This is a genomic window from Tessaracoccus sp. (genome assembly GCF_016714275.1).
Classification (GTDB): Bacteria; Actinomycetota; Actinomycetes; order Propionibacteriales; family Propionibacteriaceae; genus Arachnia.
In genome coordinates, this window is sequence record NZ_JADJNP010000004.1 from 38,199 (window position 1) to 60,196 (window position 21,998).

The following is a 21,998-nucleotide window of genomic DNA, read 5'->3' on the forward strand; positions in this document are numbered from 1 at the left end:
TTGATGGCCCGGGGGCGGTTCAGTGTGATGCGGGCGACCCCGTCGGTGACGTCCGTGAGGATGAAATCTGACATGCGCGTCAGCCTAACCTGATGCCGGGCTTCATTCTGCTGAGGACGGCTCTAGCGGTCTCTTGGTCGATGACGAGGTCGGTCGCGACTCCGGCGCGCAGCGCGCCGAGCACCGGCGAGGCCTTCGCGAGGCCGCTGACGACGCAGATCCGGCGCGGCACGCGCTGCAGCTCGGCGGGCGTCATGCCGGTCGCCCTGCGGTTGATCTCGAGGTCTCTGTAGGAGCCGTCCTCGCGAGGCATGACGGTGCAGACGTCGCCGACGACGCCCTGCCGCTGCAGGTTGTCGAGGTCTTCCGGGCTGAGGTAGTTGGAGGCGTAGACGTGGCTTTGGAGGTCGGCGCCGAGGGCCCCGACGCCGAACAGTGCGATCCGGCAGCTGTCGCGCACGCGCAGGATGTGTCGGGTGCTGCGCTCGCGCCACATGGCCTCGCGGGTGGTGGGGTCGTCGAAGAACGCGGGCAGCGCGAGGTTGCTCCTGGCCGCGGAACGTGTCGGCGAACCGATGGAGGATGCTGCCGACGTACGGCAGGCCCGTGGTCTGGTGGTTGGCGCCGCCGTTCAGGCCGATCACCGTCACGCCGGACAGGTCCCGGGGGCGGAGGTGTGTGGCGATGGCCGACGTCGTCGTGCCCCAGGCGACGCCGATGGTGTCGCCGTCCTGGGTGAGGTCGCTGAGGAGGTCTGCGGCGGCGCGGGCGACCTGGTCGAGCCGGAAGACGTTGCTCGCGCCCGGCCGCACCTGGACGATGTGGGCGGTGACGCGGAAGTGCTACTGGAAGAGGTCGGCGAGGCGGCCGAGGGGGCGGTCGGGGTCGACGATGGTGACGCGCACGAGGCCGCGTTCGCGGGCCTCCTTGAGCAGCCGTGACACCGTCGAGCGCGATACCCCGAGCTGATGCGCGATGGCATCCATCGTCTCGGCTTGCACGTAGTACATCCGTGCGACGGTGATGAGTGCTTCACTGCTCTTGTCTGCCATCGACGCCCTCCTGTCGTGGCGTGGTGCACCCTCGCCAAGCCACGACCGAGCATAGTGCACGAACGTGCAGGTGGCTTGCGCGAAACGTGCAGAGCGGGAAATGTTGACCCCACTAGCAAAGGAGCCCTCCACCATGAGCGTACTTACCCCCGAACAGCGCACCTCCTCCCTCGAGGCCATGAAGACCGAGACCTTTGACGTCCTGGTGATCGGCGGAGGCGTTACCGGCGCCGGCATTGCTCTCGACGCCGCAGCCCGCGGCCTGAAGACGGCGGTCATCGAGGGCCAGGACTGGGCCTCCGGCACGTCATCGCGCTCCTCGCGCCTCGTGCACGGCGGCCTCCGCTACCTCTACAACCTCGACTTCAAGCTGGTCGCCGAAGCCCTCAAGGAGCGCGGCCGGCTGCTGTCGCACATCGCGCCGCACCTCGTCGAGGCGCAGCCGTTCATGTGGCCGCTGAAGCGGCCGGTGATCGAGCGCGCGTACTCCGCCGTCGGCGTCGGCATGTACGACGCCCTTGCGGTCATCGGCGCGGGCGGTCACAAGACCGTGCCCCTCCAGAAGCACCTCTCCAAGAAGGGCGCGATGCGGCGCTTCCCGGAGGTGAAGCCGACGGCGCTCCGCGGCGCCATCGAGTTCTACGACGCCCGTGTCGACGACGCCCGCCTCGTCGTCACGCTCGTCCGCACCGCGCTCAAGTACGGTGCCGAGGCCGCGAGCCGTGTCCGCGTCACCGGGATCCTGAAGGACTCGCGCGGCCACGCCACCGGGGTCTCCGCCGTCGATCTCGAGACCGGCGAGGAGCTCACCATCAAGGCGAAGCGCCTGATCAACGCGACGGGCGTGTGGACCGAGGAGACGCAGGACATGGCGGGCGGCACCGGCGGTCTGAAGGTGTTGGCGTCGAAGGGCATCCACATCGTCATCCCGCGCGAGCGCCTCAAGGCCACGACGGGCATGTTCCTGCGCACGGAGAAGTCCGTGCTGTTCATCATCCCGTGGCAGCACTACTGGGTGATCGGCACCACGGACACCGCGTGGCACGAGCAGCTGAAGCATCCCGTTCCGACGTCGGCGGACATCGACTACGTGCTGGACCACGCCAACGAGGTCCTCGACAAGCCGCTGACCCGCGCCGACATCATCGGCACCTACGCCGGCCTGCGCCCGCTGCTGCAGCCGCGCGTTCTGGATGAGTCGAAGTCGACGAAGGTCTCCCGCAGCACACCGTGACCGAGGTCATCCCGGCATGGTCGCGATCGCGGGCGGCAAGCTCACCACGTACCGCGTGATGGCGGAGGACGCCGTCGACTTCGCGTTGGGCAAGGAGCTGGCAAAGGCCAAGCCGTCGGTCACGTTCGACCTGCAGCTCATGGGCGCAAGCGGCCTCGACGCGACGCGCAACCAGGCGGCGCGTCTCGGAGCCAAGTACGGGTTCGACGCCGATCGAATGAAGCATCTGCTTTCGCGTTACGGTTCGGAGGTCACGGACCTGCTGGCCATGGTCGACGCCGACGGGAGCCTCGGCCAGCCGCTGAAGGCCGCGCCGCAGTTCCTGCGCGCCGAGGTGGCGCGCGCGTGCGCCGTCGAGGGTGCGATGCACCTGGAGGACATCTTCGTGGCGCGCGTGCGTCTGAACTCCGAGTCGCGCGATCGCGGCGGTGCCGCCGTCGACGAGGTGGCGGAGATCGCCGCGGGCGTCCTCGGCTGGGACGAGGCTAGGACCAGACCACCGACGAGGCGGCCTCCGCCGCCCGGATGGCGGCCGAGGACATCGTCGGCTGAGCACGCTAGGTTGGGCTGATACCCGCTGGTTGAGCCGGGCCGCGAGAACGAGCGCCCGTGTGTCGAAACCAATGAGCCTTTTCCAGTCCATGGACTGCCAACAGCACTGCTGGGGCGGCCATGGACTGGAGACAGGGCATGTAGCCGAGGACCAGATCGTCAATGGTATAATCGTCCCATGCATGCAACCATTGACTCAGGTGGCCGATCGTTATCCCCAAAGACATGCGCTGACGAGTTGGGTCTGGGGCCGGGTCAGCTCGTCGACATAGCCATCGCAGGACGGCCCGCATCAGCATCGATCTCACTGGTGTTGGCATGCACCTTGAGATGCCCGACGGGATTCCGGTGATAGTTCCGGGATGGGCCGATCGAGGTGCCACTGCCGAGGTTGTGCGAGCGACGCTTGAAAGCTGCGGCGTGTGAGGCTGTCGATACGAGCGTGCTTGTGGCTGCTGCGACGTCCCTGGCACGAGGCACATGGGGAGGGCTCGCATTAGAGATTGCCGGTCGGCCACGCGTGGCAGCACATAGCGTGGTGGAGACGTACAGCGTGCTCACGCGGCTCCCGGGGGCAAGCCGGGTATCACCTGAAGTCGAGTAATTGTCAAGACCTGTGGATCGGCGTGTCATGCGACGTTTTGCTGGCGTCCTGATTCCTCGGGTCGTTCGACGAGCTTGCCGCGCTCGAAGGTGGCGCCGGCGCGGACGAGGGCCACGAGGTGCGGGGCGTTGACCGCGCGCCAGCGTCGTTGCGCGGACTCGATGAGCTTGAACGCCATCGCGATGCCCGCGGCGCGCGAGCCAGGACCCTTGGTGACGCGCTGACGGAGCCGGACAGTGGCGAAGGTCGACTCGATCGGGTTGGTCGTACGCAGATGGACCCAGTGCTCGGCCGGGTAGTCGTAGAACTCCAGCAGCACGTCCAGGTCCTCGGTGATCTTCGCGGCCGCCTTGGGCCACTTCGTGCCGTAGTCGGCGGCGAACGCCCTGGCGGCGGCCTCGGCGTGCTCGCGGTCCTCGGCGTTCCAGATCTCGGCCAGCGCGGCCTTGGCGCCGGGCTGGGCGGACTTGGGCAGGGCGTTGAGCACGTTTGCGATCCGGTGGAACCAGCACCGTTGCTCGCGGGTGGTGGGGAAGACTTCGCGCAGCGCGGCCCAGAACCCTAGGGCGCCGTCGCCGACGGCCAGGACCGGAGCGGCCATGCCCCGGCGCTTGCACGAGCGCAGCAGGTCGGCCCAGGACTCGGTGGACTCCCGGTGCCCGTCGTCCAGGGCGATCAGTTCCTTGGTGCCGTCGGCGCGGACCCCGACCATGACGAGCAGGCAGACCTTGTCCTGGGTGAGGCGGACCTTGAGGTGGATCCCGTCGACCCACACGTAGACGTAGTCGGTCTCGGCCAGGGAGCGCTGGTTGAAGGCGAGGGCCTCGGCCTGCCACTGCTCGGTGAGCCGGGTGATCGTCTTGGCCGACAGTCCGGCCGAGGTGCCGAGGAACTGGGTCAGCGCCGGTCCGAAGTCGCTGGAGGACAGACCGTGCAGGTAGAGCAGCGGCAGCACCTCGGCCATCTGCGGTGACTTACGGGCCCACGCCGGCAGGATCGCCGAGCCGAACCGCTTCCGCTCACCGGTGGCCTCATCGATCCGGCGGTCGTCGACCCGCGGTTGGCGCACCGGGACCGCGCCGGCGGCCGTGGTCACCTCACGCGCAGCGTGGTACCCGTTGCGGACCACCAGCCGGTGACCGTGCTCGTCGACCTCCCCGGCGAACCGCTCGACGTAAGCCGCGACCTCGGCCTGCAGCGCGGCCGCGAGCATCTGCCGGGCGCCGTCACGCACGATCTCATCGAGCAACGACCCACCGTGCACGGTCGCGTCGACGTTGGACTCGGTGTTCTCCTGGACTACCTTGAGCATGGGCGTACCTTCCCGAGCCGGCGCTCCAACGCCGACCCTGATCAGAACTTGTATGGGCTTCAGATCTTGCTCGGGAGGTACGCCACTTTCACGTCACCCCGCCGAGAGCCATCCACAGGTTCTGATCATTGCTCCCTGAAGTCGCCGCGGAGTTCCTGGGGCAGGTCATTCATGAAAGGCCACTGAGTCTCGATGCGGCACACCAGATGAGGCTCGTCTCCGAGCGTTTCCCTGTGCTAGGCGTTGCTGGTGGGGCGGTGTATGACGCGCTCATCGCCGAGACCATTCGAGTCGCGGGCGGGACGCTGGTCACGCTAGACCGACGGGCCTTGGCCACCTACGCGCGCCTAGGCTGTGACGCGGAGGTGCTTGCCTCATAGAGCTACGGGCTGGCTGAAGGCAGGGTACTCACCACCGGCTCAAACGGGAACTCGTGGCTAGTGGGTGTTCTTTCGGGGGATCAGGTGCATGATCGCGACGACGATGGCGCCCGCGATCAGACCGAACAGCGCCGAGGCGAGGGTGTTCAGCAGCCAGCCGACGAATCCGCCGGCGGCGGCGATGGCTTCGTGTTCCAGGTGGTGGACGAAGCTGTAGATCGGGGTGAAGCCGAGGGTGTTCATTCCCGCGAGGAGGATGTGGCCGCCCACCCACAGCATGGCGGCGATCCCGACGGTGCTCAGCACCTTCAGCACGACAGGCATCGCCTTGACGAGGCCCTGGCCGAGGCGCTCAGTCCGCTTGTTTCCCGCCAGCTTGAGCCCGACGTCGTCCATCTTCACGATCAATCCGACGACGCCGTACACCAACGCGGTGATGAGCAGCGCGACGACGATGAGGGAGCCGGCACGGAGCCAGAAGTTGAGGTCGGCGACCTCGTTCAGAGAGATCACCATGATCTCGGCAGAGGATGAAGTCAGTGCGGATGGCACCGGAAACCATGGTCTTCTCGTAGTCGGTGCCCCGGACGGCGGCCGGCGTCTCCTTGGCGTGTGACTGCCCGCTGAGCAGCTCCCAGACCTTCTCCGCGCCTTCGAAGCATAGGTAGAGGCCGCCGCACATGAGCAGCGGCGTCAGCAGCCACGGCACGAGCCAGCTCATCAGCAGGATGGCCGGGAGGATGAAGATGATCTTGTTGATGATCGAGCCCTTGGCGATCTTCCAGATCACCGGCAGTTCCCGGTCCGGGGTGAATCCCTGCACGTAGCGAGGAGTGACGGCCGCGTCGTCGACGACGACTCCCACCGCCTTGGCCGACGCCTTCCCGGCCCGCTGCGGCCACGTCGTCGACCGATGCCGCTGCGCGCGCGATGAGCGCGATGTCGTCGAGCAGCGCCGCGAGTCCGCCTGCCATGTGGGTCCTTTCGTTGGGGTGTTCCCGACCCTACGCCGGGCCGAGCAGCGGATTCAGAGTCTTGACTCCGGCGAATCGTGAGAAGTCGGCGTCGTTCGTGGCCACGGTGCCCGAGTGCTCCAGGGCGTGAGCAGCGATCTGTGCGTCAGTGGTCAGGTTGCCGGCCACGCCGAGTTCCCGCAGCAAGTCGAGGGATCGACGCAGCGTGGCGTTCGTATCCGGAAGAAACCGAACGTTGGGCTGTTCGAACCAGGTGTCGACGGTAGAGGCTGCCTGCTCGATGCTCAAAGGTGACGTGAGGGGCGCGCCGGTTCGTCACGATCCGAACGAACCCCATCACAACCGGCGCGATGATGCCGATGTCGTCGGTTCCTGAGAGCAACTGCTCCCACCATCTCAGGGCGACGGGATGCTGAGCGTAGCCATCGATGTGGGCGTAGATGACCAGGTTCACATCGGGGATGATCACGGTTGGAGGCCCTTGAGTAACTCGTCGTCCTCAAGTTCGTCAACTAGTTGATTCAGTCGCGCGGGGTCCGCGCCGGGGACGGATCTGCGCGGAACACCGGGGCTGTGTACGACCGGGTTCGCTGTGGGCTGAGGGCGCGCCGCAGCGCGTCGTTCATGACGTCCTTGGTGGAGCGTCGCTCCTTGTGCGTCGTCTCGGCAACAAGCCTGGCGACGTCGCTATCGAGGGTCAGTGTCGTCCGCATAGATACATCATGACGCGTCTAGGGCCAGGCATCAAGATGCTCAGATCGCTCGTGTGAGACCGTTACCCGTTCGCGCCATCGATCCAGCGGCGGAGGACCGGGGCGATCCGGCCGTGGAGACGGAGCGCGGCGAGGTCGTCGCCGCGGGTGGCGCCGTCGTTGACGATCACCACTGGGCGGCCGTCCTTCGCGCTGCGGCGGAGGAAGCGCAGGCCGCTCATCACGCTGAGGCTGGTACCCAGCACGAGGAGGGCGTCGGAGACGTCCAGCATCGCGTGGGCGCGTTCCGTCACCTCCCGGGGTGCGTTCTCGCCGAAGTAGACGACGTCGGGTTTCAGCATCCCGCCGCAGTCGGCGCAGTCCGGGTAGCGGAAGTCGTGGGTGCGGTCGACCTCGGCGTCGCCGTCGGGGGCAACGCTCCTTGAGCCGGGCCTCGGAGGGGGCTTGCATCGTTCCTTGGGCCGGGCCGCGGCGCGGGTCTGCATCGTTCCTTGAGCCGGGCCACGGCGACGAAGGAGCCGCAGCCCGTGTCGAAAGGTCCCGCGGGTAGTCTGAGGACTCGGCCGACGCATCCGGATCGATGAACGCCGGGTTTAGGTTGAGGAGCTGCTCCTGCAGCGCGATGCGCGGGGTGATCGCGCCGCAGCCGAGGCACCTGACACGAGCGAGGTTGCCGTGGAGATCGACCACGGGCGAGGATCCGGCCGCTTGGTGCAGGCCGTCGACGTTCTGCGTCACCACACCGGTCAGCGGCGTCACCATGCCCAGGCGCGAGAGAGCGTGGTGAGCGTCGTTGGGCCGGGCGTCGGCGAACCATCTCCAGCCGACCGTGCTTCGCGCCCAGTATCGACGGCGGCTCAGGTCGGACCCTACGAACTCCTGATAGGTCATCGGAGCGCGAGGCACGGAGTCGCGGCCGCGGTAGTCCGGCAGGCCGGAGTCGGTCGACATACCCGCGCCGGTCAGCACCAGGGTGCGCCGTCCCCAGAGCAGACGGGCGGCGGCGTCGATGTCCTTGTCCGGTGACACCAGCCCGAACCCGCCGGTTCCCGGACCCCACGAAGGAGTGGCGGGCAGGGCGACGGCGCCGTCTCGCGCCGTGCGGAACCAGCCTCCGACGTCTCCAGGTGTCCGCTCCACGAGGCCAGGATAGGACGACGTCGAAGCCGCTGCCGCTCTGACCTGCGGGGTAGTGCCACCTGTTACACTTACAGCAGTTGAGTCCAGTTGCAGCTGTTGAGAGGCGAGATTCATGTCTGAGGCACTCGTTGATGACGTTAGGGCCCTTCGCGCGGCATTGGAAGAGCCGCGGGACAGCATCGATGTCACTCTCCGGCTGCCGCGTCGTAGCGCAGAGAAGGTGCTCGCGCTGTTGGATGCGGAACGCGATGCCGGGGCGATGGTGATCCCGATCAGGGAGATGTTCACGACGACCGAGGCAGCGGCGATGCTGGGGGTGTCCAGGCCGACGCTGATGAGGCTGATTGAGTCGGGCGAGGTTGGCCATGTGAAGGTCGGCACCCATCATCGGGTGCCTGCGCAGGCGATCCTTGAGTTCCAGAGGACTCGCCGGGCGCGTCGCGACGACGCGGCCAAGGCTCTGGCCGAGTTCTCTAACCAGATCGGCTTGGTCGATTGAGCATCCGCGTCGTCCTCGCCGACGCAAACGTTCTGTACTCGCGGACCTTACGTGACTACTTTCTCTATGCCGCCGACGCTGGTGCGATCGAGATCCGGTGGAGCCAGTAGATCCTCGACGAGATGTCGCGCAACCTCCGCGCGCGGTTGGCTCTCACCTACGCCGACACGGCGCGGCTCGAAGAGTTGATGAACAGGTTCCTTGAGCGGGCGCTGGTCGTTGTCTACCCTGAGGACGCGGCGGTGGCCGCTGGGGTGGAAATGGACGCGGCTGACCGTCACGTACTTGCCGCGGCGCTCTCTGCTGACGCAGACATCCTCCTCACGGACAACACTCGGCACTTTCCGCGAGTCTGGATGGCCGAGCATGGCATCGAGGTGGTTGGGGCGGGCGACCTGCTCGTTCGGCTCGCTGAGCAATACCCCGAGCAGGTCCGGGCCGCGCACATGAGGACGCTTCTCGGCTCGCCCAAGACCGAAGTAGGCGTCCTCGACACGCTCAGGCGGGCGGCAGGCACCAAGGCGTACGATGCGGTCTCTCACTTGAGCCTGTCCTCGTGATTTTCGGGCCAGCGGGGCTGGAAACGTTCAGTTGCTCGACGTTCTGGGGATAGCGGGGCTGAAAAACGCAGCATGCTGCATTTTTCAGCCCCGCTGACTGAGACCGCTGATTGAGCCGGGCCGCGAGGAACGAGCGCCTGTGTCGAAATCAATGAACGCGAGGCGGCAGACTGAGGTGGTGCAGCTCGGCCTTGCCGGTCATGCGCGCGCTCATTGGTTGCGACACGACGGCTCCTCGCGCACCGGCTCAGGCAGCGGTCCCGTCAGTCGCGGCCGTAGATGTCGCGGGTGTAGACCTTCGCGGCGACATCGTCGAGTTCGGGGGCGTGGCGGTTGGCGACGATGACGTCGGCCCTGCTCTTGAACTCTTCCAGGTCTCTGACCACCTCTGAGTGGAAGAACTCGGACTCGATGAGCGTCGGCTCGAAGACGATGACCTCGGCGCCCTTCGCCTTGATCCGCTTCATCACGCCCTGGATCGAAGAGGCACGGAAGTTGTCCGATCCTGTCTTCATCACCAGGCGGTACATGCCGACGACGCGGGGACGCCGAGAGAGGATGTCGGCGGCGACGAAGTCCTTGCGGGTGGTGTTCGCATCGACGATGGCGGTGATCAGGTTCTGCGGCACGTGCCGGTAGTTGGCCAAGAGTTGCTTGGTGTCCTTGGGAAGGCAGTAGCCGCCGTACCCGAAAGACGGGTTGTTGTAGTGCGAGCCGATCCTCGGGTCGAGACCTACGCCTTCGATGATCTGGCGCGTGTCGAGGCCGTGGGTGGCGGCGTAGGTGTCGAGTTCGTTGAAGTAGGCGACGCGGAGAGCGAGGTATGTGTTGGCGAATAGCTTGATGGCTTCGGCCTCGCCTGAGTTGGTGAGGAGGACCGGGATGTCCTCGTCGAGGGCGCCCTCGACGAGCAGGTCGGCGAAGGCCTTTGCCCGCGGGGACATGGACCCGACGATGACGCGCGACGGGTGAAGATTGTCGTAGAGCGCGCGCCCCTCGCGCAGAAACTCGGGCGAGAACATGATCGCGGCGCCGAGGTGGGTGTCCCGCATCCGCGCCGTGAAGCCCACGGGCACCGTGGACTTCACGATGATCGTTGCGGATGGATTGGCGGCGAGGACCTGGTCGATGACAGCCTCGACGCTGCTGGTGTCGAAGTAGTTGGTGACTTCGTCGTAGTCGGTGGGGGTGGCGACGACGACGAAGTCGGCGTCTGCATAGGCGGATGGTCCGTCGGTGGTTGCGTGGAGCGTGAGGGGCACGCTGGCGAGGTAGTGCTCGAGCTCAGCGTCTTCGATGGGTGAGACACGGTTGTTGATCAGGTCGACTTTGCGCTGATCGATGTCGACGGCGACGACGTCGTGGCGCTGCGCCAGCAACACCGACAACGACATGCCTACGTATCCCGTACCAACTACAACGACTCGAACGCGTTCCACGTCTTGCCCTCACTCTCCTGTGTCAGGAAGAGGATACGGTGCTCGCGGCATGTCGGTGAGCAATCCTCCGTGTCGGGCCGTTAGCCAGATCGGATTGCGCGTCGGAACGTTGTCGTGTCGGCACAAAATAGACGCGCGCCCCGCGACGGTGGAGTCGCAGGGCGCGCGCCGGGGGCCCGGGCCGGTGGGGGATGGCTCACAATCGCCCCCCTGGATCCAACCACCGCGCGTGCCGTCCGCAGCATGATGGTGGATCCTGCTTGCAGGACCAGTGTCTATGTAGAAAACCCCCACATAAACGGCCTGATCCCAGAGTAGGTCATCCGCACAACGGAGCTACCCTAGCCTGAGTCCCGTTCCTAGCCAACCTCGCTTCTCCAGCTCGCTCAGCACCATGTCTCGGAGCACGTTTATTTCGACTCCGGTGGTGTCGATGCAGAGGTGGGCGTCTTCCGGCGGCTCGTATGGAGACGAGATTCCGGTGAAGTCCGGGATGAGGCCGGCGCGGGCCTTAGCGTAGAGGCCCTTGCGGTCGCGCCGTTCGCATTCCTTCAGCGGGGTGTTGACATGTACGAGTAGGAAGCGGCCACCACGTTCGGTGACCATGCGTTGCACCTCGCGGCGGGTGACGTCGAAGGGTGCGATGGGGCTCGCTATGGCGATGCCGCCGTGGCGGGCGATTTCCGCCGCCACCCAGCCGATCCTTCGGACATTGGCGTTGCGGTCCTCCATAGAGAAAGTGAGGCCATATGAGAGGTTACGGCGCACGACGTCGCCGTCGAGGAGGCTGACCTCTGCACCGTAGTTCTCGATGAGGTAGTGGCCGAGGGCCCGTGCCACGGTCGACTTCCCGGATCCCGAGAATCCAGTGAAGAAGACAACGAGGCCTACTCCGGCGGGCTCGAAGGACGACAAGTCGTCCGATGTGGCGTTGGTAACCGGGCCGATCTCCCGAAGCTTCTCCAGGATGCGTGCCAGCTTCAGTGGCCGACGCTTCGAGCGCGATCCCAGCGGTAGGACGACCAGGCGGGAGTCGGTTTCTGTGGCGCGCTGCCGGGCCATGCGAACCAGGTGGAGATCCGCCCTTCCTGCGTCGGTGGACGCGAGTACGACGGTGGTAGCGGCGTCGCCGCGTACCGACGCTAGCCGCCCGGGGTGGTCGACGACGGCGATGGGCGCAGTAAGGTCTATCAGCCCGGTGTGCCAGCGCTCGTAGGGCCTGCTGGACCGCGGCGAGAGCCAGCGCAGTTTTCCCGCTTCATCAACCGACGCCACGGGGACACCCTCTGCATCGACGTAAGTTGCGGGACCTGGTGGGAGGTCAAGGAGGTCCTGCGTCAGCAGGCCTTGGCGGAGCAACTCGAGATCGTCCAGCCCCGCGATGTCGGGATGTACTTCGGGAAGGCTGGGATCGGGCACAGGGTAAGTCTGCCGGGTGTGGGCTGTCAGCGCAGCGTCGTCAGTCACCGTGGTCATGTGGTGTCCTGTTCATAAGGTCAAAGAGAGTTGCTTGTGAAAGTCGTCAAAGAGGACGCGCGCCTCGCGACGGTGGGGTCGCGAGGCGCGCGCCGGGGGGCCCGGGCCGGTGGGGGATGGCTCAGTACGCCCCCCTGGAACTGACCACCGCGCGTGCCGTCCGCAGCATGATGGTCAGATCCTGCATGAAAGACCAGTTGTCGACGTAGTAAGCGTCTAGACGAACGGTCTCATCCCAGGGGAGATCAGAACGGCCGGAGACCTGCCAGAGGCCGGTCAGGCCGGGCCGGACGTCGAGCCTGCGCTCGGCGTCGCGGTCATAGAGGGCGACTTCCTTGGGCAACGCCGGGCGGGGCCCGACGAGGCTCATGTCACCGCGGAAGACGTTCCAGAGCTGCGGGAGCTCGTCGATGGAGAAACGTCGGATGAAGGCGCCCACTCGAGTGATGCGGGGATCGCGCGCCATCTTGAACAGCACCTTCCCCTCGCTCTCGTTCTGCGCCTCGAGCTCAGCCTTCCGGGCTTCGGCGTCGACCACCATCGAACGCACCTTGAGGCATTGGAACTCCTCCCCGCGACGACCCACGCGGGTCTGCTGGAAGAAGATCGGCCCGCGGTCCTCAAGCTTGATGAGGAGCGCGACGATGGCGATGATAGGACCCGCCACGAGCAGCAGGATGCCGGATCCGACGATGTCGAACAGGCGCTTTGCCCAGCGCGATGCGTTGAGGGCTTGGGGCCGCTCGACGTACATCAAGGGAAGCCCGCCGACCGGACGGGTGGCGAGACGGCTGGCGCTGATGTCTGACAGCGCAGGAGCCACGATCATCTGTGCCGAATGCTCTTCGAGTTCCCACGCCATGCGCTTGAAGTGCTGGCTGTCTGGGAACGAACCCTCGGCGAAGATCACGGTCTGGATACCGGAGCGCTCGACCAGTTCAACGACGTCCTTAACGGTGCCGAGGACCTGGAGCCCGCTAGGAGTCTCCGTGATGTCGGCCGTTGTGACAGCGCCAACCATTTCGTATCCGAGCCACTTCTCGCGACGCAGCACGCGTGCCACCTCGTCGATGTGAGCCGGGCTACCGGCGATGATGGCAGAGTTGCGCTGGTGTCCGGCTGCGTGCAGCCGCTTGAGAACCAAGCGTCGCGTGTACCTGAGCGTAAGTAGTGCTGGCACCCCGATGGCAAAGGTCAGTAGGAAGAACGCCCGCGACAGGTCGTACTGGACCAAGTAGTTGATGGTCCCGATGGTGCCGGCGAAGATCACGGACGCCAGCATGATGCGCTGGAACTCGACCGGTCCCGTCTGCAGGTTCAGGTTCGAGTAGGCCCCGGCGAGGGCCAGCGTGCCAAGCCATGCCACCGGCACAAGAAGCATCAGCCACAGCGGAAGCTCCGGCGCTGCCTCGTTCAAGAACTCGAAACGCAGGGCGTGGGCTGCGACCGCAGCGATGAAGATGACCGATGCATCCGCGAGCACGCCGACGATGCGTCGGTGCTTCGCACGTCCTTGGGTGAGCGTAGCTGTCCAGCCAGCGGTATCTAGCCGGGATGCGCCAGCGCGCAAATCCATAGTCGTCATAAACGACACCCCCCACACGGGAGGCACCCAGAACGCCCCCCCGGCATTCTAAACTTGAGCGCCCCCACTCAGTTGGCAGCATCCTTGCACGGATCACTGTGAAGATGCAACTCCCCCCACCGGGTTCGCGCAAGGAACCCGGGCCGGGCTTGGCGATGGTGTGGGGTCTGTGCGACAGTGGGACCTGAAGTTCGGCCCCGTGGGGCCGCGACTGTTTGCACCTTAGGGGGATCGTGCAAGTGGCAACTGCCTACCTACTTTCCACATTCGACCTTGTTGACGTCGGGGACGTGGACATCGTTCGCCAAGCCGCCGAGGAGTCGGATCGCGTCGAGGCACGGGTCTTGTCGGACGAGGCTGTCCGTGAGATCACCGGGATCGCACCTGTTGTGCCGGCCGAGGAGCGGCTGGAGATCATCAGTTCAGTGCGTGAGGTGGCCGATGCGCGAATCTTCGACCCGAGCGACGCGCTCAAGCGCAGTCCGCGGGATCTCGTGTTCGCCCGAGCCGGTGTCGGGGTCGCCCACGCAGCTGTCGACCGCCTACTGATGCCGCGCCAGCTTCGCCTCGACGAGTGGATCCACACCACGCCAACCGCACAGGGTGTTCTGGGTTACGTGCCAGGGGCGTGGGACCGGTTCCATATAGGGCACTTGAACATCCTGAAGCGGGCACGCGCGCTGTGCGACCGGCTCGTTGTTGGTGTTGTCACGGACGAGGAGCTCTTCGCGGCGAAGGGCAAGATGCCCATGGTCCCGCTCGAGGAGCGAGTGCGTGTCGTCGCTGCCATGGACATTGTCGATGCCGTAGTCGTCGACTTCTCGACGAGCAAGCTCGACGTGTGGGACCGCGTCCACTTCGACGTTCTTTTCAAGGGCGACGACTGGAAGGGTACGACGAAGGGTGACCGCCTGGAGAAGGAGATGGCCAGCGTTGGCGCTTCTGTCCAGTACTTCCCGTACACCGCGCACACGTCGTCGACCGCTTTGCGTCAGATCTTGGCGCAGCGCTGAAACACGTAGTCGGACCTTCAAGGGGGGTCGCCGGAGAAACTAGCGCGCGCTTCGTAGATCCCTTGATTGTCTGGGCGTCAGACATTGAGTTCCGAGATGCTCGGACGTCGACGTCAGCCGCGCCGTTCGAAGCGGAGAATCCGGGCGATTCCTGAAGAAAACCTGTGAATCCTCAGGTAGGTGCGTCGGGGGAAGCGATTGACCAGCACCTACGAGTGGTGGAACGAGTACTTAAGTTAGCAGTGGTGACTACTTCGCTGAGGCGACGGCCACTAGCTGGTCCAGCATGGCTCACCTGGTCATACCTAGTCAAACCACCGATCGCCAGCTCGACTCCGTCGACCGCGGGACGGATGTGCTCGATGAAAGTCCCGTATGTGACGGATGTGCCCGTCTGATAGCCAGAAGTTGACCCGAGCTTGCGCTCGCAGCTCGGACGGGTTTGTTGAGATTTTTAAGGCTATGTTAAGGTTTGGCCCGCCGTGCTAGGGGGATCACGCACGGCACGCCACAACTGAGCCGAGCGGCTCAGTCGAGTAGAAAGAGTCATCCGATGGATCGAAGTGATGGTCCCCAGCCAATGCGGGGACGTCTGGGCGCTGTGCTAACCCTCGTCGTAGCGTTGCTTCTAGGGGTCTCCCTCCTGCCGCCGACGAATGCCAGGGCGGCCGAGGGGGAGAGGCTGCCGCAACCAGAGCTCGCCGAGCAGGTGCTCGTCGCAGCTGGAAGTAGCTGGCGGTACGCGGCCAGCACAGCCACGGTTGCAGGGTGGCCGTCCCCATCCACATCTGGTTGGGCATCTGGTAACGCGCCCTTGGGCTTCGGGAGCGCCGACGTGAAGACCACTGTGTCGCGGCGTGGCGACGGCGCCGTGATCTATGCCACAAGGACCTTTGAGGTGTATCCGAGTGAAGTCGGCGAGGTTCGCATCCACGCTATTGTTGATGATGGTCTTCGTGTCATGGTGAACGGGGCTGAGGTCGGCCGCACCAATCTTCCGCAGGGTCAGCTCTCGCCGCTGACCCGCGCTAGCAAGACGGTTCGTGAGATTGTTACGTTCACGATCCCTAAATCGGTGCTCATGAACGGTGTGAACACGATCTCGGCAGACACCCGCGTGAACTATGCGAACTCTGCTGCAGTGCTGTTCGACGCAACGGTCGTGGCGCGTCCAGCTGTGGCTGGTTCGCCCTCCCTGCCGGAGTCGCCAGCTGTGCCCCCCGCGAACGTCGCCGGGTGGGGTGTGCCGGACTGGCGCGACGAGTTCGACGGTACCAAGGTCGATACCACCAAGTGGCGAGTACGAACCGGTGACTACCAATCCTACGACGAGGCAATGATCGACGGCGCACGTGTGAAGGTGCAGGGGGGCACCTTGAGGATCGAGACCACGCGGCTGGCTAAGCCGGTGGTGAAGGCAGGCCGCAGCCGGGCCTTCTCCACGGGGTTCGTGGACACCACCGGTAAGCTGACTAAGAGATACGGCCGGTGGGAGGTGCGCGCGAAGCTCCCGCAGAAGCGGGGTGTCTCGCGAGGTCTTTGGCCAGCTATCTGGCTGAAGGATGTAAAGACCGTCGGCGAGATAGACCTGATGGAGTCGATGGGCGATCCGCATCAGCATCTGAAGACCCACCCAGCCGGATCTTGGCAGTCGGCAGTTCATGGTCTGACGAAGCCCGGTGGTTCGAAGGTGAAGCTTCAGAACCTCGTCAAGCCCGCAACCTACATCGCTGATGATTGGCATACCTGGGCTGTTGAGTGGACGCCCAGCTATATACGGGTATTCCTGGATGGTGTCAAGATGTGGGACATTCGTTCCGCAGAGCATCCCTGGCTCAAGGACTCCTTCAGTACTAGCGGCGTTGATCTGCGGATCAATACACAGGTTGGCAGCGACTGGATGGGTTTCACCGACCCGAAGCGGCCAGAGGAGACGGTGCTGCCGGCGACGATGCAGGTCGATTACGTTCGGTACTGGGAGTACAAGGGCTAGCAGGCCCAGTCTGCAGTGGCGCCTAGGAGCGCGGCGGCCTCCGCGCTGCGGGACCGCCGAAGGATAAGGCCGGCGCGCATGCACTCTCGGAGAGGTCCCGACAGCGAGTCGGTCCCACATCGCTGCTGAAGCGGCGGGCTGTTCCCAAGAACTCGAACAGTCCGCCCGGTCCCGTGTGGCCTAGTTTGCCGTTGAAGCGCGTGCTTGATAGACCTGTAGCATGGTGCCCGTGGGGAGCCCACGATCCGTTCAGGGCTGGGAAGCGAGAAGTTGAGTATGACTGAACCTCTGGTTGGAAGGCGTAACCGCCGTCTCGCCGCCGGTTTGATCGCGGTGGGCGTCGTGTGTGTGGGTGCGTTGGTGATCCCGAACTTGCTGCCCAAGTCAGGCGATCCAGTGCGAGGTCCTGGCCCGTCTTCCGCGTCATCCGGCGCAACGACCCCGCCTAGCGGCCAAGCTTCACCATCCGGTAGCGGAGCGGCGTCCGAGGTTCCTCCAATCGACGTCACTCCGCCGCCGGCAGATGATGCAATCCTGGAGGCGCGTGTCCAGGTCGTGCTTGAACGTGCGAGCGAGGCACTGGGTGAAGAGCCGTCAGTCGACGTGCTGGATGGCGTTGCCACCGGAGCATTCCGAACGATGCTTGAACTTCAGCTGGAGGAGTGGTCAGACGCAGACTGGCATCAGGTAGGTAGCCCGACGGTCAGCGACGTGGCGGTGGAAGACGAGAAGGACGACAACACGTTGATCGTTAGCGCCTGTGTGGACTCGTCTGATGTTAAGGTGCTCGACGAGAACGGCGTGAACGTTCGGGACGAGTCCACCCCGAACCGGAGTCGCATGCTCTTCACGCTTGAGCCTCGAGGCGGACAGTGGATGATTGCTGATCAGACGTTCCCGGATGACCCCGCTTGTTGATGCCTTTGAGTTGTTCTTAGTTCTCCGAGCCATGAGGCCCATCGATGTATGACAGCAGCCCGACTTGGGCCAGATTAGTCAGGTTTTCGCGAGTCGGTGGATGAGGGCCTGGGCGTCGGTGGGGAGTGGTGTGGCGGCGTGGACGATGTGGCCGTTGATGTTGAGTTCGAAGGTGCGGTAGCGTTTCAGGGTGCGGACCAGACGGCGTAGGGAGAGCCCCGTGCGGTGTTCGAGTTCGTGGCCAACAGCCATCGCGGCCATCACGATGGTCAGGTGCGCATCGATCGAGTCCTTCTTGCGGTGGTAGATCGGTCTGGCCTTCAGATCGGTCTTTGACATGCGAAATGCCTTCTCAATCCGTAGAAGCTGGCGGTAGGCGTTGATCACTTGCTCGGCGTTGAGGTCGATCTGGTTGGTTTCGTAGCCCTTGATCCCGGCCAGCGCGGTGTTCTTCTCGGCGAGTTCGTAGTTCACGGTCTTGGTCGGCTTGTGGAGGTCGACGTACCGGTTGCGTTTCACCGCGGTCTTCCCCGCGACGGCGTCTTCGGCTTTGCGGACCTGTTCGGCGATGCCTTTCCGGGACCGCCGCGCCCGGTCGGCTGAGTACTGGTAGTAGGTGATCGAGTGCGGGATCCCGTCAGGGCCTCTGCCGCTGCGATCAGCGATCGTCCAGATCTCGCCCGTCGACATAGTCGGTGTCGGGGTGTTCGCGCCGCCACCGCGCGATCGGGTAGGGCACCTGAGCGAACTTGGTGCCGAGGATGTAGCCCAGTCCGGCATCGATGATCGACTTCTTGTTGCCGGCCGAAAACATGCCGGAGTCGGCGACCACGGTGACTCGGGTCAGGTCGTAGGTGCGTTGCAGCTGCTCGATCATCGGCAGCATGGTCAGCTTCTCGGACTTGTTGCCCTCGAACGCCGCCACCGCAAGCGGGAACCCTGTCTCATCAGCCAGGAGCCCGACGGTGATTTGGGGCTCCAAACGTCGCTCTTTCGAGTATCCGGGTATCCGGAGCTCGTCAGGGGTGTCGGTCTCGAAATACAACGTGGTCACATCGAAGAGCACCAGGACACCGGGGCCGATACCCGCTTTGGCTGCGCAGGCCCTTGTCAATCCGTCTTGGAACCCTGGTTTCGCGTACACCGGGAGCCGGCGCTTGATCGTGCGGTACGACGCGGACCGGATGCCGATCTCGGCCAGAGTCTCGATCGAGTCGAGCTTGGAGCCGGGATGCACGATCCTGGCCATCACCAAATGCTCGAACACCTCGTCACCATTAGTAGCGGTGTCGAACCCCAGGCTGCGGTACACGCCTTGGATCGCGTCGATGAGATACCCGGCACGCTCCCCAGCGATCGCGAGCGGCGCCTCCACCGAGCCGGTCGCAGCCTTGGCGGCGTCGCCGTCGAGAGCCAGCCGAGGTTGCCGGTCGTCGATCAAGCGCTGCGCACGCGCGTTCAGCAGTACGAGTTCTTCGTCAGTGTGAGCCGAGCCGATGTGATCAAGAACAGGCTTGTTGTCACGGTAGTGCCAGATCACCTGCACCGCACGGGCACCAGAGGCCGTCGGCACCACACGGATCCGAGGCAAAACCATGCCTGAACCCTACCCACACTCCCAGATTTAGTCAGGAAAACAGGCCTTCCCAGACACTGTCACCCCTTGTCACAAAGGGTTCAACCAAGCAACTTTCCAAGGCGTGGCCCAAGTCGGGTTTGAGTTGTTCTTAGTTCTCCGAGCCATGAGGCCCATCGATGTATGACAGCAGTCTTGACTGTTCGCTGAATCGAAAATCCTCCGGCGACGTATGAGATGATGCCGGTGCGTCTTAACGAGCGGCGAACAATTGGCGAAGTCTGCGAATGCTTCGGCCGCGCCGTTGGGGTGGACTGGTAAGAATGCGGTCGATATGTTCGGCGATCCGCTTGGCAGCCAGACCTGGATTCGAAACACGAGGCTCGGTCATGAAGTCGTGCGGTGAAGCAGCCATCCTTCTCAACTGTTCGTCGAACGCCTCCCAGTTGTCCACCACGATAGCGTTGCCGTGTTGCTCCATCACCCTAGAAAACGCCGCCTGATGACCGTCGACAACCTCGTTCAACTCCGGGACCCTCGGTACCACCAAGGGAATCCGGCCTGCCTCTCGGACATCTAGTATGGACCCGGGCCCGCCTTGAACGACTACGACGATCGCATTCCGATAGTGCTCAAGGAGCAACTCACGGGGTAGACGAGTAACACCTTCAGCGAGCCTCGGAGCGCGGCTAGCTCCGTGCTGAACCAGGCAGCGTGGCGCGTTCTCTCCCCAGCTTCCTAGCGACCGGTCGATCCAGTCGATCAGACGGTCGAACTTATGGTGATCAGTCCCAACGGATACAACTATTCCGTAGCTGTTGAGCCGGTCGGTCATAGAATTGCTCCGATATTTGCTGATTCGGGATAGTAGACACGTTGCTCGTCCCATTGAACACAGAACAAGTCTGAAACCAAGTAGCAGATACGACCACTCATCGTTGGCATGGTGATCCTATCGAAACACTCGATGTAGACGGTCCGAATGCCAAGTAAGCGCGCGACGAAAAAAAACGGAACACTTACACCCGCTCCCCCCGAGACAAGTATGTCGGGTCGTTCGCGACGCACAAGCCTCCATGCGAGGAACAAATTGCGGATCGCGTTTGGAATATTCCGCGTTGTTGGCCAGTAACACCACTCTACGCGTTCATTCGCCAGCGCTGCTTCAACCTCCGGAAGCTGAAAGGTGACCCATATGCGATCGACATTCTGCCACCAGTCACGGAGCGGGAGAAGTTGAGCGAGATGTCCGCCTGGCGAAGAAACAAACATGATCTTTGTTCCTTCTATCTTTGGTCGCGACTGCAGGGGCACTAACGGTTCCGTTGGTTCACTCATTCCGGCCACTTTCAGTCGATGTTGTGGGGTCTCCGGAGTCCCGCGCCAATCCCCGAGCCGCGCGTAGAGGTGGGCAAACGCATGGCTTCCTCGCTCCCGAAATCACTAGGAAGCGCCATCCACCAGCACTGGATGTCAAGGCTAGATGCCCCGTCCGCGAGCGTTGAGCTGATCGACGACCCATTTCGGGCGAAGTAGGCCTGCCGCGACCGCGACCGCGAGGTACCCCCGCAGTTGTCGCGGATCGTGTCGGATCGACATCACGGCGGTGGATACTGCGGCTCGGCGCTCGCCGGCGGAGGCTTGAGCGAAAGCCCGCTGCCCGTACAGCCAGCCAGCTGCCTTCCTCGATCGGGAGAGATCAGGGTGTTTCGACATTAGGTACGCGATCCCTGCGTCCATCGCCTCCCATCGCCTTGAGAAGTAGGAGCCACCCTTGTGCCACAACACCTCGACCGCGGGCTCTTGCAGCACGACGATGGTTCCTGCTGATGCGGCACGGATGAGTAGGTCGTAGTCCTCCCCGTAGCCGTAGGGTATCTCCTCGTCTACTAGGCCGACCTGGTCGAGGAGTAACTCGCGACGAAAAAGATAGCTCGACGGATGAGCCCCGGTGAGGCGGCTGGTGAGGATAGAGTCGGAGTCGATTCGGTCGACCGGTGGAACTCGCTCAATTTTACTGTCGCCGTACAGGATCCGAATTCCCGCGACGCACCCAAGTGCATTATTCTGCAGAAGCAGGTCGACCTGCTGTCGCACCTTCGTCGGTAGCCACATATCATCGTCATCGCAAAAGCCAACGATCGGAGCTGTGGAGAGAGTCAGTCCGGTGTTTCTGGATCCGGGTAGACCAGGAGTTCGGACGTTCTCGATGACGGTAACCGGACGAGGTCCCGACTGGCGTTCGAGGTCACGACGCATCGGAAAGTTGTCGTATACGACGAAAGTCCGGATTTGGCCAGGATAGTTCTGACTTTCAATCGCCGCCAGGGTGGCGAGTAGTAGTTCATGCCTGTCCCGAGTGGCGATGACCACGTCGATATCGGGATAAGTCCTTGTCATGTTTGCGTCCCCCACAGAACTAGCTTCGTCTGCCACGTCGGCACAGCTTAAGTCGGGAGTATACCCTATCGCAATGCGCGAAGGGTAGGACGTCCGCGTGGGCCTGGTTCGGCTGATCCTAGATGTCAGTGACGACTTGGGGCGGCTAGTGGACGCACCTGGCTGATGTCCCACCGGGCTTCCGCAAGGCGCGCACTGTGGCTGTGGTCCGAAGTAGCAACTGAGTCCGGTCGGACTGCCGACGTGGAGCGGGCTGGCGGAGCGAGTGCGCGTGGCGATCAGTCCCTAACTGATGTCCGGGGGGCGGGACCCGGGTAGTGCCCATCTCGGCGGACTGGACCGTGGAGGCGCAAGCCGGGAGCCCGAGCGGCGAGGTCGCGGCGGCAGCGAGACGTCGGTTGGGCCCCAGGGGCACATCGTGTATGCTGCCAGACTGCCCGGTCATTGCCAATCAGGTCGGGACGCTTGGCTAGGGGGAGACAAGTTGATGGCAGATTTTACGGGAGTGAGTATGACCCGACCCAATTCCTGGAGGGACCGAATCCAGGAGGCGCGTAGGCGGCTTAATGCGGCGCAGA

20 protein-coding genes and 3 pseudogenes are annotated in these 21,998 nt (G+C 64.1%); 7 read left to right on the forward strand and 16 right to left on the reverse strand.

From position 1 onward, the window contains the following. Nucleotides 1-79: 79 nt before the first annotated feature. Together IPJ61_RS22285 and IPJ61_RS14435 are read right to left on the reverse strand one after the other, a co-directional pair. Nucleotides 80-812, reverse strand: a pseudogene (locus IPJ61_RS22285) (sugar-binding transcriptional regulator). 30 nt (nucleotides 813-842) lie between these two features. Beyond that, nucleotides 843-1,052 (reverse strand): helix-turn-helix domain-containing protein, encoded by a 210-nt coding sequence (locus tag IPJ61_RS14435; RefSeq protein ID WP_297108928.1) that lies wholly within the window; start codon nucleotides 1,050-1,052, stop codon nucleotides 843-845. A 133-nt stretch (nucleotides 1,053-1,185) separates the two neighbouring features. Here IPJ61_RS14435 and IPJ61_RS14440 point away from each other — a divergent pair, with 133 nt between their 5' ends. Both IPJ61_RS14440 and IPJ61_RS14445 read left to right on the forward strand, forming a co-directional pair. Then, nucleotides 1,186-2,286 carry a glycerol-3-phosphate dehydrogenase/oxidase gene (locus tag IPJ61_RS14440; RefSeq protein ID WP_297108931.1) on the forward strand — a complete coding sequence of 367 codons (1,101 nt, stop codon included), beginning with the start codon at nucleotides 1,186-1,188 and terminating at the stop codon, nucleotides 2,284-2,286. 16 nt (nucleotides 2,287-2,302) lie between these two features. After that, on the forward strand, nucleotides 2,303-2,857 hold the full coding sequence (locus IPJ61_RS14445; protein WP_297108934.1) for a glycerol-3-phosphate dehydrogenase C-terminal domain-containing protein: 555 nt from the start codon (nucleotides 2,303-2,305) through the stop codon (nucleotides 2,855-2,857). 610 nt (nucleotides 2,858-3,467) lie between these two features. On the opposite strand, the gene IPJ61_RS14450 is transcribed toward IPJ61_RS14445, so the two are convergent. The 6 genes and pseudogenes from IPJ61_RS14450 to IPJ61_RS22295 form a co-directional block, all read right to left on the reverse strand. Then, entirely contained in the window at nucleotides 3,468-4,754 is a 1,287-nt protein-coding gene (locus IPJ61_RS14450; RefSeq protein ID WP_297108937.1) for an IS256 family transposase, read from the reverse strand. A gap of 437 nt (nucleotides 4,755-5,191) precedes the next feature. After that, nucleotides 5,192-5,999: pseudogene (locus IPJ61_RS22290) on the reverse strand (DUF808 domain-containing protein). Nucleotides 6,000-6,138: 139 nt separating this feature from the next. Then, a complete protein-coding gene (locus tag IPJ61_RS14465) occupies nucleotides 6,139-6,396 on the reverse strand; it encodes a PIN domain-containing protein (protein ID WP_297108943.1) in 258 nt (85 codons plus the stop codon). 233 nt (nucleotides 6,397-6,629) lie between these two features. Beyond that, nucleotides 6,630-6,821, reverse strand: coding sequence for a hypothetical protein (locus IPJ61_RS14470; protein WP_297108946.1), 192 nt, complete (start codon nucleotides 6,819-6,821; stop codon nucleotides 6,630-6,632). A gap of 62 nt (nucleotides 6,822-6,883) precedes the next feature. Further along, nucleotides 6,884-7,306 (reverse strand): Sir2 family NAD-dependent protein deacetylase, encoded by a 423-nt coding sequence (locus tag IPJ61_RS14475; RefSeq protein ID WP_297108949.1) that lies wholly within the window; start codon nucleotides 7,304-7,306, stop codon nucleotides 6,884-6,886. 130 nt (nucleotides 7,307-7,436) lie between these two features. After that, nucleotides 7,437-8,141: pseudogene (locus tag IPJ61_RS22295) on the reverse strand (Sir2 family NAD-dependent protein deacetylase); the annotation flags it as partial. On the opposite strand from IPJ61_RS22295, the gene IPJ61_RS14485 reads away from it, so the two are divergent. Both IPJ61_RS14485 and IPJ61_RS14490 read left to right on the forward strand, forming a co-directional pair. Next, a complete protein-coding gene (locus IPJ61_RS14485; protein WP_297108953.1) occupies nucleotides 8,074-8,460 on the forward strand; it encodes a helix-turn-helix domain-containing protein in 387 nt (128 codons plus the stop codon). The pseudogene IPJ61_RS22295 and the gene IPJ61_RS14485 sit on opposite strands and share 68 nt — an antisense overlap. Before the next feature lie 146 nt (nucleotides 8,461-8,606). Beyond that, the gene (locus IPJ61_RS14490) at nucleotides 8,607-9,020 is read left to right on the forward strand and encodes a hypothetical protein (protein ID WP_297108956.1); all 414 of its coding nucleotides are present in this window, start codon (nucleotides 8,607-8,609) and stop codon (nucleotides 9,018-9,020) included. Nucleotides 9,021-9,283: 263 nt separating this feature from the next. Here the strand turns inward: IPJ61_RS14490 and IPJ61_RS14495 are convergent, their stop codons facing one another. From IPJ61_RS14495 to IPJ61_RS14505, 3 genes are all read right to left on the reverse strand, one after another. After that, on the reverse strand, nucleotides 9,284-10,459 hold the full coding sequence (locus IPJ61_RS14495) for a nucleotide sugar dehydrogenase (protein ID WP_297108959.1): 1,176 nt from the start codon (nucleotides 10,457-10,459) through the stop codon (nucleotides 9,284-9,286). Nucleotides 10,460-10,795: 336 nt separating this feature from the next. Further along, the gene (gene cysC, locus IPJ61_RS14500) at nucleotides 10,796-11,935 is read right to left on the reverse strand and encodes an adenylyl-sulfate kinase (protein ID WP_297108962.1); all 1,140 of its coding nucleotides are present in this window, start codon (nucleotides 11,933-11,935) and stop codon (nucleotides 10,796-10,798) included. Nucleotides 11,936-12,056: 121 nt separating this feature from the next. Beyond that, entirely contained in the window at nucleotides 12,057-13,538 is a 1,482-nt protein-coding gene (locus IPJ61_RS14505) for a sugar transferase (protein ID WP_297108965.1), read from the reverse strand. 221 nt (nucleotides 13,539-13,759) lie between these two features. Between IPJ61_RS14505 and IPJ61_RS14510 the strand changes: the two genes are divergently transcribed. The 3 genes from IPJ61_RS14510 to IPJ61_RS14520 all read left to right on the forward strand — a co-directional run bounded on the left by IPJ61_RS14510 (nucleotide 13,760) and on the right by IPJ61_RS14520 (nucleotide 17,444). After that, on the forward strand, nucleotides 13,760-14,533 hold the full coding sequence (locus tag IPJ61_RS14510; protein WP_366505706.1) for an adenylyltransferase/cytidyltransferase family protein: 774 nt from the start codon (nucleotides 13,760-13,762) through the stop codon (nucleotides 14,531-14,533). A gap of 835 nt (nucleotides 14,534-15,368) precedes the next feature. Continuing rightward, nucleotides 15,369-16,526, forward strand: coding sequence for a glycoside hydrolase family 16 protein (locus tag IPJ61_RS14515; protein WP_297108970.1), 1,158 nt, complete (start codon nucleotides 15,369-15,371; stop codon nucleotides 16,524-16,526). Nucleotides 16,527-16,802: 276 nt separating this feature from the next. Further along, nucleotides 16,803-17,444, forward strand: a complete 642-nt coding sequence (locus IPJ61_RS14520; protein WP_297108973.1) for a hypothetical protein — start codon at nucleotides 16,803-16,805, stop codon at nucleotides 17,442-17,444. A gap of 78 nt (nucleotides 17,445-17,522) precedes the next feature. Here IPJ61_RS14520 and IPJ61_RS14525 read toward each other — a convergent pair whose 3' ends face one another. From IPJ61_RS14525 to IPJ61_RS14545, 5 genes are all read right to left on the reverse strand, one after another. Next, the gene (locus IPJ61_RS14525; RefSeq protein WP_297108975.1) at nucleotides 17,523-18,134 is read right to left on the reverse strand and encodes an IS1634 family transposase; all 612 of its coding nucleotides are present in this window, start codon (nucleotides 18,132-18,134) and stop codon (nucleotides 17,523-17,525) included. After that, on the reverse strand, nucleotides 18,103-19,041 hold the full coding sequence (locus IPJ61_RS14530) for an IS1634 family transposase (protein WP_297108978.1): 939 nt from the start codon (nucleotides 19,039-19,041) through the stop codon (nucleotides 18,103-18,105). The genes IPJ61_RS14525 and IPJ61_RS14530 overlap by 32 nt, the downstream gene beginning before the upstream one ends. A gap of 232 nt (nucleotides 19,042-19,273) precedes the next feature. Then, on the reverse strand, nucleotides 19,274-19,546 hold the full coding sequence (locus IPJ61_RS14535; RefSeq protein WP_297108981.1) for a hypothetical protein: 273 nt from the start codon (nucleotides 19,544-19,546) through the stop codon (nucleotides 19,274-19,276). A 305-nt stretch (nucleotides 19,547-19,851) separates the two neighbouring features. Then, nucleotides 19,852-20,358 carry a PssD/Cps14F family polysaccharide biosynthesis glycosyltransferase gene (pssD, locus tag IPJ61_RS14540; protein WP_366505708.1) on the reverse strand — a complete coding sequence of 169 codons (507 nt, stop codon included), beginning with the start codon at nucleotides 20,356-20,358 and terminating at the stop codon, nucleotides 19,852-19,854. Between the two features lie 141 nt (nucleotides 20,359-20,499). Continuing rightward, nucleotides 20,500-21,456: a glycosyltransferase family 2 protein gene (locus IPJ61_RS14545; protein WP_297108984.1), complete on the reverse strand. Its 957-nt coding sequence runs from the start codon at nucleotides 21,454-21,456 to the stop codon at nucleotides 20,500-20,502. Nucleotides 21,457-21,998 lie beyond the last annotated feature (542 nt).